We start from the raw sequence: 13,970 nt of genomic DNA on the forward strand, positions 1-13,970 counted from the left end.
CGCCCCTGACGGCGAGTTGGCTTGTCGCCGGAACCCATAATGCGGACGGAAATCTGGTGGCCGATACCAAGGGGAACCCCTGCGGGTTCGGTGGACCACCGTCCGCAAAAAGGCGCATCGGTATTGCTCGGCGGCCACCGGAAAACCCGGCCGCCGAGCAATACCGACGCATTGTTCGATCGCGACGAGGGGCCTGCCCGAAGGGCTGCCCCAGGAAAAGCCTCAGTACAGGAGGGTCACCGACGGGTGGATGTCCAGCGTCGCCCGGCTGTAGTCCTCCAGAATGATCGGCGCGTTGAGCGCGGTGTGCCGGCTCATCACCGAGATGTCCCGCCACAGGCGTTGCAGCGGGTTCGACAGGGCGAATGCGCTGCCCCCGACGACGTCGAGCAGCTTCTCCACACCCGCCCGCGCCTTTTCATGGGCGGACCTCTGGTGCATGCGAAGCCGGGCCCGCTGCTCCCACGGCATCGGCTGGGTTTCCGGTATCCCGTCGAGCGCCGCGCCGACTTCCCGCAGGTGCATCCGGGCGGTTTCGATCAGGTGCGCGGCCTCGCCGAACCACATCTGCACCGACGGCGCGTCGACGGCCGCCTCGTAGTTGACGTAGGTGATCGGCCGCTTCTTGGCGAGCGTCTGCCTGGTGACCTCCAGCGCGCCCTCCGCCGCTCCCACGATCGCGGCGAGCGACTGCGCGCTGCCCTGGAGGAGCATGCTGTCCCGCTCGTCCTCGCCCACGAGATCCGTGAGGCTGAACGCGACCGCCCGCTGTTCCGGGATGAACACGTCCTCGGCCACGACGGTGTGGGTGCCGGAGCCGGCCAGGCCCGCCACGTGCCAGGTCCGCTCGATCCTCAGGTCGCTCATCGGCACGACGCCACCGACCAGGTCCGCGGTCTGTGCGTCGCCGTCGTAGACGTGCACGACCGGGATGTAGGCCCAGTCCGCGATCTCGCAACCCGAGCTCCACGGGAACGTGCCGTTCACCCGGAAGCCGCCGTCGACCCGCCGCGCCTTCGTCGTGCTCAGGTGGGCCGTGGAGATCACGTACGCGTCGGGGTTGTCCGCGAACATCTCCGCCAACGCGGTCTCCGGCATGCCGTTCAGCGCGAACCGGGTCGACGCGGTGTCGATGGACAGGTTCCAGCCGGCCGACCCGCACGACTTGCCGACCTCGGCGATGATCGCCAGCAGATCCGACATCCGCAGGTCGTAGCCGCCGAACCGGGTCGGCGTGGTGAGCCGGAACAGCCCCGCGTCGCGCAGCCCGACCACGACCTCCTCGGCGAGCCTGCGGTCCTGCTCGGTCTTCGGTGCGTTCTCGCGGATCAGCTGAGCAAGCTCGCGGGTACGTGTCAGAAGCTCCGCCGGGTCGACCGCCGGCCCGGTCGTCGCGTCCGCCCGCTCATCGGCCACTGCTGTCACGAAGCTCTCCTTCGATTGTGGGTCGCGGGCCGACCCCGATCGGGGTGGACTCACCGCACCGCATCCGTCCTCAAGTCAATCCGCTCCGGCCGGGGAGTCCCAGCGTCCACAACCCAGAAACCGGCCGCCGGGCTGGTACTCGGAACCAAGTCACGGAACCGAGTGCCGGCCGACGACCGGTTGCCGGTCGAACGGGTGCGGAAGGAATCAGACGCCGGGTACGACGGCCGGTTCACCGACCTCCGGGTCGGTCTGCGCCGTCACGAAGCGGTCGAACAGCAGGCCGCAGACGACCGCTCCGCCGAGGAAGACCATCGCGCCCCAGAAGAACGCCGTCGTGTAGCTCTCCACCGAGGCTTCCGCGGCGAGTTGCGGAGTCGGCGTCTTGCCTTCGATGTAGGAGTCCGCGGCGGTGATCGCCAGCGTGCTCAGCAGCGCGGTACCGATCGAACCACCCACCTGTTGCACCGTGTTGACCAACGCCGACGCGGCGCCGGCGTCCTGCGGTTCGACGCCGACCGTGGCGACCGCGGCCCCCAGCGAGACGACCAGTCCGAAGCCGATGCCGGCGATCAGGGTCGGGGCCAGTACGCCAGAGGCGTACGAGCTGTCGGTGGTGAGGCGGCTGAGCCAGAACGACCCGATCGCGGCCAGCAGGAGGCCGGCCGGGATCAGAATGCGCGATCCCAGCTTGGGTTCGAGGATCGGCGGGACGGTGGTCGCGCCGATCGCGATCCCCACGATCATCGGCAGGAAGGCCAGACCGCTCTGGATCGCCGAGAAGTCCAGGATCAGTTGGAGGTAGTAGGTCAGGAACAGGAACTGCACGAACAGCCCGATCCCCAACAGGAACATCGCCAGATAGGCGCTGCCCCGGTTGCGGTGCAGCACGATCCGCATCGGCAGCAACGGGGTCCGCGAGCGAAGCTCGAACACCACGAACGCGACCAGCAGGACGCCGCTCCCGACCAGGAAGCCCCACACGTCGGTGCCGCCCCAGTGACCGTCGGCGGCGTTGGAGAGACCGTAGGCGAGGCAGAACAGGCCGACCGACGCGGTCACCGTGCCGGGCAGGTCGAGCTTCTCCGGGCGGTGTTCGGCCTGCCGGTTCTGCATGGTCAGCGACGCGCCGATGAAGACGACCGCCGTGAGGATCACGTTGACGTACAGGCACCAGCGCCAGTCCAGCCAGTCGGTCAGCGCGCCGCCGAGGATCAGGCCGAGCGCGAGCCCGCCGCTGCCGAGCGCGCCGTAGACACCGAAGGCGGTGACCCGTTCCTTCGGGTCCTTGAACACGGTCAGCAGGAACGACAGCGCCGCCGGCGCGACGAGCGCGGCGAATGCTCCCTGCAGTGCACGGGCGGTGACCAGCATGGGGAAGCCGTTGGCCGCGCCGCCCAGCACCGACATGACACCGAATCCGATGATCGAGATCATCAGCGAGCGCTTCGCGCCGATGAGGTCGACCACCCTGCCGCCGAGCAGCAGTAAGCTGCCGAAGGCGAGCGCGTACGCCGTGACGACCCACTGCCGGTCCGCGTCGCCGAACCCGAGATCCGCCTGTGCGGACGGCAGCGCGATATTGACGACGGTCGTATCCAGGAAGATCGTCATCTGCGCGATACCGATCACCGCCAGGATCAACCAGCGATTGGCATAGTGGGGGTCGGGCGCGCCCTCCGTCGCCACTTTCGACTCGGACTCTGGTGACTCTGACATTCCACTTACCTCTGTTGATCAGGCCGGACCATCGGCCGATGGTCCGGCGAACCGGTGTTCGGCAGACTTCAGCTGGAAATCGTCTCGAATCCGTGCTGCTTCGCGAGTTCGACCATGGCGTCCACCCGCTCTCGGGTAATGGCGCCGCCGCCCATCGATCCACCGCTGCCGGACAACGCGAGTGTGATTGCTTCCGCCGCCCCCGCCAGCAATTCATCAGCACCCGGTGAAACGCTGACTCCGCGTGGCAGAATACCGCCGTTCGACACGGAAAGTACACCGGCCCGCACGTAGTGTAGATCGCCGCGAGAATCCGCCGCAGCGGATTCCGAACCGGTGCCGAAAAACGACAAATCGCCGATGATCGCGCCGTCGGCGAGATACTTCTCGTCCAACACGGAAACCGGGCTCGAATGTGCTGTGAACACCACATGCGCATTTCGCACCGGCAAAAGATCATCGGCCACGACGACGAACGGGTCGGCGTCGCGATGGTCGGCGAGATACGCCGCGATGGCCGCGCCGCTGGGCTCGTCACCGGGGCGCCCGTCGGCCAGCCATCCGGCGATGAGCGGCTCGGCGGACAGCCCCGCCGCGATGCCGGTCGGCTCGCCGCCGGCCGCGATCCGCGCCCACGCCTCCTGGTAGATCCGGTGTTCCGTGGCCCGCAGCCGCTCGGCCGAACCCGGCCGGCCACTGCCCACCAGCACGATCCTGGCCACCTCGCGGGCGCCGATCGCGGCCAGGGCCGAGCCGATCCGCCCACCCGCGCCGACGACCGCCATCGTCAACCCGCCGAGTCCGCCGAACCGTTCGTCCGCCGCATGCCGCACGGCGGCCAGCGCCGAGCCGACCGCCAGCGCACTGCCCGCGGTCACGGTGATCCCGGGGACCCGCAGTGCGCGGCCGTGACCGACGACCGCGCCGAGCCCGAACCCGAGGCCGACGGTGTCGCAGCCGTCCGCCTTCGCCGCGCGCACCCGGCGGTCCAGGTCCAGGCCGATCAGGAAGGTCTGCCCGGAGACCTGGTATTCCCGCAGCTGCTGCTGGGTCACCAGCAGCGGGTAGACGGTGAGATCCACCGACGTGCCCTGCGGCGAGTCGAACCGGACCGGTGCGAGCGCCGGCAGGTCCTTGAGCAGCTCGGACCGCCGCGCATAGGCCAGCAGGCGGTCATCGTCCAGGTCGGCGAGCGAGGGGTCGAACTCCCGCAACATGTCCGGCGTCAGCGGGTAGCCGACGATCCCGACCCGGCGATCGGCCGGCTCGGTCGGCGCGGGGGCGTCGTGCGTCGCGGGCCGGAAGTCCTGGATCCGCGCGCGTGCCGGCTCGCCGGCACCGGTCAGCGGGTGGATCAGCTGCAACGCGTCCTGGTTGCGCAGGATCCGACAGACCTGGGTGAGGCCGGTCCGCAGCTGGTCGATCTCCTCGTCGCCGATGTGGATCGACGGCTCGATCCGCAACATGGTCGGCACGCTCGCGGTCGGTCCGGTGCGGATGCGGTGGGCCAACTGGAGGTAGCTGCCCAGTTGGAAGACGAGCAGACCGGCCCGCGCCTTCTCCCGGATGATCGGGGACGAGGCGTTGCTCTGGTCGGCGAAGTCCAGTCCGATGAGCAGTCCGCGCCCGCGCACGTCGGCCACCACGTCGGGGAACTCCGCGGCCAGCTCGCGCAACATGCCCAGGATTCGCCCGCCGCGTTCCGCGGCGCGATCGTAGGCCGCCCCGTCGTCGGCCTCCAGGAGTTCGAGCGTACGCAGGGCGATGGCCGTGGAGAAGCCGTCCTTGGCGAAGGTCGAGCTGTGCACCAGTTCGAACTCCGGGCGGTAGCGCGACTGGCGCACCAGCATCGCGGAGGTCTTGGCGATGCCGCCGCCGAGCGACTTGCCCAGCACGTAGTAGTCGCCCAGCAGCCCGATGTGGGAACTCGCGAAGAACTTTCCGGTCCGCCCCATCCCGGTCTGGATCTCGTCCACGACGATCGGGCACTCGACCTCGTCGCAGATCTGCCGGATCCGGGCGACGAACTCGCCGGTCAGCTCGTGGATCCCGCCCTCGCCCTGGATCGGCTCGACGATCAGTCCGGCGAGGACCGGGAAGTCGCGCTCGACCAGGGTGACCCTGCCGTCCAGCACTTCGACGTCGAGCACGGTGACCCGCTGCTCGGTCACGAGCTTCTCGAGGACCGTCGCATCGTTCGGCGGTACGAACTTCACCGTCATCCCGAGCGATGCGAACGCCGCCCGGAACAGCGGGTTGTAGGTGAACTGGGTGCTGCCGACCAGCTTTCCGTGAAACGCCCGCTCCAGCGCGAAGAACACCGGGCCGGTCCCCGCCTGCGCGACGTTGTGCGCGGCCACCGCGCCGAGCAGCGCGGCGAACTCCTCGATGCCGCTCGGCGCCGGCACGTCGCCGGGCAGCAGGGACGTATCGTCCGGCAGTGCCGCGACCCCGTCGCGCACCGCGTTCAGGGCCACGTCCGCGTGCCACTCGATCTGCTCGAACAGGCTCTTCATCCGCAACACGCGGTCGAACTCGCAGTGCTTGACCGCCGCTTCGACCGCCTCCGCACCGCTGTTGGCGAAGATGATCGGGTACGGCTCGGCGCCGGGGAACTCGCGGCCGATGATCTCGTTGAGCACCGCGCCGACCCGGTCGGCGACCGGGTGCGAGGAGTGTTGCGAGTGCACCGGCCAACCGGTGTCCAGCAGTTCCTTCGCGTACGCCACGATCTCCGGATGGTTGTGCCCGAGCATCAGCGAGCCCCAACCGCCGACCAGGTCGAGCACCGGCACCTCCGTGCCGGCGTCGTCCAGGCAGTACAGGGTGTTCTTCTCCGCCCGGACATACTCGATGTCCAGGCCGAAGGTGCCGAGCATTCCGGTCAGTAGGGCTTCGGCGTAACGGATGGGTGCGTTCACCAATATCTCCTGGTGGTCAGCGGTTCGGGTTGGCGGAGGAGCGGCCCAGCTCCCGGTCGATGAAGTCGAAGACCTCGTTCTCGGTCGCGGTCTCGATCGCGGCGGCCAGGTCGAACTCGCCACCGGCGGCGATCGCGTCGGGCCGCGCATCGGTCCGGGTCTTGTTCCAGCGGGCGAGGATGGCGCTCAGTCGGGCGGCGATCTCCGTGTGACCGGAGTCCTGCTAGTCCACCGGTTCGACCGGAACGGCCATCAGGACGGCCTCCAGCCTGTCCAGTTCGGCCAGGGCGGAGCGGCGGCCGACCCCGTCGGTGACGGCGAGCCGTTCGAGCAGGTGGTCCACCAGCACGCCGGGCGAGGCGTAGTCGAAGACCAGCGTGGTGGGCAGCGACAGGCCGGTCTGCTCGGCCAGCCGGTTGCGGAACTGCACCGCGGACAGCGAGTCGAATCCGGAGTCCCGGAAGGACACCTCCCACTGCACGTTCTCCGGCGTCGCGTGCCCGAGCACCCCCGCCGCCTCGGCGCGCACCAGGTCACGCAGGTACGTCTCGGCCTCGGTCCTGGTCATCTCCGCGAACCGGTCGGCGGGCAGCTCGGCGCTCGCCTTCCGGCGCTCGGCGCGCGGTACCAACCCGCGCAGCACGACCGGAATCTGCGCGGTGTCGCGGCGCAGCGCGGCCGGGTCGAGCGGTGCGGGTGCGACCACGGCGTGCCCGGTGGCGAGCGCCGCGTCGAACAGTTCGCACGCCTCGTCCTCGGCGATCACCCGCAGGCCGGACTGGGCGCTCTCGACCATCCGACCCCAGGCCATCGACACCGCGGGCAGTCCGGCCGCCCGGCGCTGCGTGGCCAGCGCGTCCAGGTACGCGTTCGCCGAGGCGAAGTTGGCCTGCCCCGGGCTGCCGAGCATGCCCACCACCGAGGAGAACAGCACGAACAGTGCGGGCGGCGCGTCCGCGGTCGCCTCGTGCAGGTTCCACGCCCCGTCCACCTTGGGCCGCAGCACGTGCCCGACCCGCTCGGTGGTCAGCGCGGTGAACACCCCGTCGTCCAGGACGTTTTGGGTGTGCACGGTCCCGGTCAGCGGATGCTCGGCCGGAATGTCCGCGAGCAGCGCGCGCACGGCCGTCCGGTCGGCCGGGTCGCAGGCCACCACGGTGGCCGTGGCACCGAGACCGGCCAGTTCGTCCCGCAGCCGCTCGGCGGCCGGGTCCGGCCCGTGCGGATGGGCGAGCACCAGGTGCTCGACCCCGTACGCGGTGACCAGGTGCCGGGCGAACAGCGCGCCGAGCGGCCCGTCGGCGCCGGTGACCAGCACGGTGCCGGACGTCGCGAGGGTCGGCGCCGGCCCGTCCGACGCGGTCGAGGGCACCAGCCGCGGCGCGAGCATCTGCCCGGCCCGGACGGCCAGTTGCGGTTCCCCCGCCTGGGCCGCGGCGAACAGCAGCTCGGTCGAGGCCGGGTCGTCGTCCAGGTCGACCAGCACGATCCGGTCGGGGTGCTCCGCCTGGGCCGACCGCAGCAGACCCCACACCGCGGCCCCGGCCGGGTCGCGCACCTCGTCCTGCGCCCCGACGGCCATCGCTCCCCTGGTCACCACGACCAGGCGGTTGTCCGGCAGGTTCTCCTGGGCCAGCCAGGACTGCGCCACGCCGAGCGCCCGTTCCACGGCCCGGTGCACGTCCACCGGTCGGCCGGCCGAGGCGCCCGGCTGCGACGGTTGCACCAGCAGGACGTCCCACGGGGTGTAGGACGCCGCCGCCGACTCGATGTCGGCGAACCGCAGCGGCGCCACCTCGGCGAGGTCGCCGGGGTCGCCGGGCTCGCCGGGGTCGCCGCCGAGCAGGGCGAGCAGGCTCTCCGGTTCGTCGTCGGCCCGCTGCGGGACGGGGGTCCAGCCCAGCTCGAACAGCGAGGCCCGATCGGGAGCCGCGGTCGCCGCGCCGTCCCTCGGCGTCACGCGCGCCGGGACCAGCCGCACCGACTCGGCCACCAGCACCGGCAGTCCGGCCTCGTCGACCGCCTCGAGGCGGAAGCCCCGGGATCCGGCGGGCGCCAGGCGCACGCGCAGGACCGTCGCCTCGGTGGCGTGCAGGGCGACGCCTTCCCACCGCAGCGACAGCAGGGCCGTACCGTCCGGCTCGACCTCGGCGGCGCCGATCAGCAGCGGCTGTACCGCGGCGTCCAGCAGGGCCGGGTGGATCCCGAATCTCCCGACGTCGGCGATCGCCCCTTCGGGCAACCGGACTTCGGCGAACACCTCGTCGCCCCGGCGCGACACCGACTCCAGACCCCGGAACACCGGGCCGTAGTGGTGACCCGCGTCGGTGAAGTCCTCGTACGCCCAGTCCACCGCCTTGGCCGCGGCCGCCGGCCACCCGGCCGAGTCGACCTGCGGCCGGTCGCCGGCGGGGGCGAGCAGGCCGGTGGCGTGGCAGGTCCAGTCCCGCGCCGCGCCGTCCGTGCCCGGTCCGGCGGCGGGCCGGGTGTGGATGCCCACCGTCCGCCGCCCGGCCTCGTCGGCGGCGCCGGTCACGACCTGCACCTGCACACCGCCGCGGTCGGGCAGGACGAGCGGCTCGACGACCGTGAGCTCCGCCAGCACCGGGCAGCCGCTCGCGTCGCCGGCCCGGATCGCCAGGTCCACCAGGGCCGACCCGGGCAGCACCGGCACACCTGCCACGGCATGGTCCGCCGACCAGGGATGCGTGGTGAGCGACAGGCGACTGGTGAACACCAGTTCGTCCCGGCCCGCCACCGCGATGGCCGCGCCGAGCAGGGCGTGCTCCGAGGCGTCCGGGTCGAGGCTCGCGGCGTCGGCGGATTCGGCCGGCCAGTACCTCTCGCGCTGGAACGGGTAGGTGGGCAGGCCGGTGCGGCGCGCCCCGGTTCCGGCGAAGACGGCGGCCCAGTCGACGGACGCCCCGGCGACGAACAGTTCCGCCAGGCCGTCGAGCACGGTGTGCACCTGCGGCCGGTCGTCTCGCAGCAGGAGCACCGAACCCTCGATCGTGCGCCGCGGGCCCGACTCGACGAACCGGGTCACCCGCTGCTCGTCCATCCACCGCTCGGCGGCGGCGATCCCCTCGGACCCCGAGGACCCCATCGACCCTGCCGGGTCGCCGGCGACGAGCGGCCGGCCGGTGTGCGGCGACACCACCGGGATCCGCGGTTCGGCGAACGTCACGTCGCCCCCGTCTCCGGTGGTCAGCAGCCGGGCGGCGTCGGCCGACGAGAGCGCCCCGGCGACGTAGGCGGCGGCGATCTCGCCGATCCCGGTCCCGGCGACGCAGCCGAAGGTCAGACCCCAGGATTCGACCAGCCGGAACAGCGCCACCTCCGCGGCGAACAGGCTCGCGTCCTCCCCTTTGTCGCCGAGCTCGGTCAGGATCGCGTCGAACGCCTCGGCATATACCGGCAACGTCTCGTACAGGTCGCGTTCCGGTCCGTCGGCGAACCGGTCGGTGACCGGCCGCCCGGTGAACACGAACGCGGTCCGGCCGTCCCGGGCCACGGTCGCCTCGCCCTCCACGATCGCCCGCAGCCCGGCCGCTGCCTGTGCGCCTCCCCCGGTGACGAGCACCGCGCGGTAGTCGAACACCGAGCGGGTCGCCAACGAGAAGCCGATGTCGAGCGGGTTCGGCGCGGCGTCGGAGGCCGACACGGACAGCAGCCGGTCGGCCTGCGCACGCAGTGCCTGCGGCGACTTGGCCGACAACACCCACGGCACCGCCGGCAGGGACACCGCGACCTGTGCCGGGGCCGGGGCCGGGTCGTCGGGTGCCTGTTCGAGGATGACGTGCGCGTTGGTGCCGCTCATCCCGAACGCGGACACCGCGGCCCGGCGCGGCCGGTCGAGCTCCGGCCACGGGCGGGCCTCGGTCAGCAGTTCCATCGCACCCGACGACCAGTCCACGGCGGATGTCGGTTCGTCCACGTGCAGGGTCCTGGGCATCAGGCCGTGCCGCATGGCCATGACCGCCTTGATCAGACCGCCTGCCCCGGCGGCGTGCTGGGTGTGCCCGATGTTGGACTTCACCGACCCCAGCCACAGCGGGCGGTCCGCCGGTCGATCCCGACCGTAGGTCGCCAGCAGCGCCTGCGCCTCGATCGGGTCGCCGAGCCGGGTACCGGTCCCGTGCGCCTCCAGGAGGTCCACCTCGGACGGTTCGACGCCGGCGTTGGCCAGCGCCTGCCGGATCACCCGCTGCTGCGACGGGCCGTTGGGCGCGGTCATGCCGTTGGACGCACCATCGGAGTTCACCGCGCTGCCCCGGACCAGCGCGAGCACCGGGTGTCCGTTCCGCCGGGCGTCGGACAGCCGCTCCAGCACGAACAGGCCCAGACCCTCCGACCACCCGGTGCCGTCCGCGGACTCCGCGAACGCCTTGGCCCTGCCGTCCGGCGACAGGGTGCGTTGCCGGGAGAACTCGATGAACCCGATGGGCTGCGCCATCACCGTCGCGCCGCCCGCGAGCGCCAGGGCACATTCGCCGCTGCGCACCGCGTTCGCGGCGAGGTGCAGCGAAACCAGCACCGACGAGCACGCCGTGTCGATGGACATCGTCGGGCCTTCCAGCCCCAGGACGTAGGAGATCCGGCCGGAACCGAAGGACGTCGTGGACCCGGTCAGCCGATACCCCTCGGCGCTCTCCTCGACCCCGTCGCCGCCCTCTCCGTATCCCTGCGCGGTCAACCCGGTGAAGACGCCCGTGTCGCTGCCCCGCAACGACTGCGGGTCGATGCCGCCGCTCTCCAGCGCCTCCCACGAGGTCTCCAGGAGCAAGCGCTGCTGCGGGTCCATCGCGAGCGCCTCGCGGGGCGAGATCCCGAAGAAGCCGGCGTCGAACTCGGCGGCGGCGTCGATGAATCCGCCGGCCCGCGGATAGAACGTGCCGGGCTTGTCGGGATCCGGATCCCACAGCCGCTCGATGTCCCAGCCGCGGTCGTCCGGCATGTCCGCCATCGCGTCGACCCCGTCGACCACCAACTGCCACAATTCCTCGGGGGTGTTGGCCCCGCCCGGGAAGCGGCACGCCATGCCGACGATCGCGATCGGCTCGTTCTCGCCGCCGGGACCGGGAACCGACGCGGCGACGGCCGTGGCCGAGGCCGGCAGGTCGCCGCCGAGTTCGGACAGCAGGTGTTCGGCGATCGCCGAGACCGTCGGGTAGTCGAACACCACCCCGGGCGACAACCGCAGGCCGGTGACCGCGGCCAGCCGGTTGCGCAGTTCGACCGCGGTCAGCGAGTCGAAGCCCAACTCGCGGAACGGCACACCTTCGCCGATCCGTTCGCCGGAGCCGAACCCGAGCACCGCGGCCACCTCGGTACGCACCAGATCGGCGACCTGCTCGTGCCGCTGCTGGTGCGGCAACGCGGCCAGCCGGTCGGCCAGTGCCCGCAGGCCGCCTGCGCCCTGCCGAACCACCCGGCGGGACGAACGCCCCACCAGGTTGCGCAACATCGGCGGGACCGGAGCCGATCCGGACCGCAGTGTCCGCAGGTCGAGCCGCGCCGGCAGGGCCACCGGGCGGTCCGCCGCGAGCGCCCGGTCGAAAAGCGCCGCGCCGCCCGCCACGGAGAGCGGCCGCAGTCCGGTGTGCCGCAGGTGGTCGAGGCCGCCCGCGGTGACCTCGGCCTGCATGCCGCCCGCCACGGACCACAGACCCCAGCCCAGGGAGAGCGCGGGAAGGCCGTGCGCGCGACGGTACCCGGCGAGCGCGTCGAGGAAGTGGTTGGCCGCCGCGTAGTTGGCCTGGCCCGGGTTGCCCAGCGTGCCGGCGAGGGAGGAGAAGAGCACGAACATCGCGAGCGGTCGGTCGCGGGTGAGTTCGTGTAGGTGCCATGCGGCGTCGACCTTGGGGCGGAGCACGGTGGCGATCCGGTCGGGGGTGAGTGCGGTGATGATGCCGTCGTCGATGACGCCGGCGGTGTGCACGATGCCGGTGAGCGGGTGCTCCGCCGGGATCGCGTCGAGCACGGCCGCGAGCGCGGAGCGGTCGGCCACGTCACAGGCCACCACCCCTACGGTGGCGCCCAGCGCGGTGAGTTCCTCGACCAGTGCGTGCGCCCCGGGGGCGTCCGGGCCTCGTCGGCTCGTGAGCACCAGGTTCCGGACGCCGTACCCGGTGACCAGGTGCCGGGCGAACAGCGCACCCAGCGCACCGGTTCCGCCGGTCACCAGGACCGTGCCCGCCGGCGCCAACTCCGGCCCGGCGGCGTCCACCGCGGGTTGCGGGACCAGGCGTGGCACGGTCACCGCGCCGGCGCGCACCGCGACCTGATCATGGCCCGCCGCCAGCACCGCGGGCAGGACCGCGAGCGAGGCGGGGTCGGCGTCGACGTCCGCCAACACGATCCGGTCGGGGTGTTCCGACTGTGCCGAACGCAGCAGGCCCCACACCGCGGCGCCCACCGGATCCGGCACGGCTTCGTCCCCGCCGACCACCACCGCGCCACGGGTCACCGCGACGAGCCGGCTTGCCGGGAACCGATCGTCGGCCAGCCATTCCCGCACCAGGTCCAGCGCCTCGACGACCGTCTCGTGCACCTGCGCGACGATCTCGCCGGCCGGCCGGGCGGCGTAGACGGCGACCAGGACGTCGGCCCCGGCCGCGTCCGACCACGTCTCGCGGCGGTCGACCGTCAACACCTCGTCCACCGACCGGTCGGGAGCGCCGATCAGGGCCCAGTGCCCGGCCTGTTCGGACGAGCCCACTTCGACCCCGACCCAGTCCACGCCGAACAGCGAGCCGGCCGTCTCGTCCCGCGCGGTCGGCCCGTCCGCCGACACCGGGCGCGCCTCCACCGACTGCACCTCGGCGACCGGTTGTCCCGCCTCGTCGGCCATCTGCACCCGGCAGGAGGTCCCGCCCTCGGTCTCGCCGTCGATGACCACCCGTACCCGTAGCGCGGTCGCGCCGGTGGCATGGAGGCTGATCCCGTTCCACACGAACGGCAGCAGGAGCGTGAAGTCCTCGCCCGCGTCGGCGACCGCGGCGAAGACCCGAGGGTGGATGGCCGCGTCGAACAGGGCGGGATGGATCCCGAATCGTGCCGTGTCCGTGTGTTCCGGCAGCGCCACCTCGGCGAAGAACTCGGCGCCGGCGGCGCCGTCGCGGCGCCACAACGTCCGCAGTCCACGGAAGGTCGGACCGTACACGTAGCCGTTCTCCGCGAGCCGCTCGTAGAAGCCGTCCGTCGCCAGGGGCACGGCACCGGCCGGCGGCCATTCGGTCAGCTCGAATCGCGGCTCCGGGACCGAGGAGGCCAGCAGACCGGTGGCATGGCAGGTCCACTCCTCGTCGGCCTCCTGGCAGGAATGGATCGCGAACGGCCGCTGCCCGGTGTCCTGCGACTCGTTCACCACGAGCTGGACCCGCACCCCGCCCGTTTCCGGCAGGACCAGCGGCGCGGTGACCACCATCTCGGCCACACCGGCGCAGCCGACCTCGTCGCCGGCCCACATCGCCATGTCGATCAGCGCGGTACCCGGTACCAACGCCCGTCCGCCCAGCTCGTGTTCGGCGACCCAGGCGTGCGTCCGCGCGGACAGTCGGCCGGTGAACACCACCTCGTCGGCACCCGCGATGCGCACCACCGCGTCCAGCATCGGGTGACTCGCGGCCACCTGCCCCGCCGAGACGACACCACCCGACGACGACTGCGAGAGCCAATAGTTCCGGTGTTGGAAGGGGTAGGTGGGCAGGTCGGTCAGGGTGGCGGCGGTTCCGGTGAACAGTCGGGACCAGTCGACGGTGTGGCCGTCGGTGTGCAGGTGGGCCAGCGCGGTCACGGCGGTGCGGATCTGGGGCCGGTCACGGCGCTGCAACGCCACGAACGACGCGCCCTCCACACTCTCGCGGCCCATCGCGGTCAACACACCGTCCGGCCCGATCTCCA

At 71.9% G+C, this 13,970-nt stretch carries 4 protein-coding genes; all 4 read right to left on the minus strand.

What is annotated here, in order from left to right:
• Positions 1-222: 222 nt before the first annotated feature.
• The 4 genes from ACIBM5_RS45735 to ACIBM5_RS45750 all read right to left on the minus strand — a co-directional run bounded on the left by ACIBM5_RS45735 (position 223) and on the right by ACIBM5_RS45750 (position 13,938).
• Positions 223-1,425 (minus strand): acyl-CoA dehydrogenase family protein, encoded by a 1,203-nt coding sequence (locus tag ACIBM5_RS45735; RefSeq protein WP_396012630.1) that lies wholly within the window; start codon positions 1,423-1,425, stop codon positions 223-225.
• 207 nt (positions 1,426-1,632) lie between these two features.
• Entirely contained in the window at positions 1,633-3,144 is a 1,512-nt protein-coding gene (locus tag ACIBM5_RS45740; RefSeq protein ID WP_396012631.1) for an MFS transporter, read from the minus strand.
• A gap of 68 nt (positions 3,145-3,212) precedes the next feature.
• On the minus strand, positions 3,213-6,065 hold the full coding sequence (locus tag ACIBM5_RS45745) for an aminotransferase class III-fold pyridoxal phosphate-dependent enzyme (protein ID WP_396012632.1): 2,853 nt from the start codon (positions 6,063-6,065) through the stop codon (positions 3,213-3,215).
• Between the two features lie 223 nt (positions 6,066-6,288).
• A complete protein-coding gene (locus ACIBM5_RS45750; protein WP_396012633.1) occupies positions 6,289-13,938 on the minus strand; it encodes a type I polyketide synthase in 7,650 nt (2,549 codons plus the stop codon).
• Positions 13,939-13,970: the final 32 nt, after the last annotated feature.

This window comes from Embleya sp. NPDC050493, assembly GCF_044458105.1.
Taxonomy (GTDB): Bacteria; Actinomycetota; Actinomycetes; order Streptomycetales; family Streptomycetaceae; genus Embleya.

What these genes read in the sequence shown, in the direction of transcription:
- ACIBM5_RS45740 (WP_396012631.1), bottom strand. Translation starts at nt 3,144, where the DNA reads ATGTCAGAGTCACCAGAGTCCGAGTCGAAAGTGGCGACGGAGGGCGCG.
- ACIBM5_RS45750 (WP_396012633.1), bottom strand. Translation starts at nt 13,938, where the DNA reads ATGGGCCGCGAGAGTGTGGAGGGCGCGTCGTTCGTGGCGTTGCAGCGC.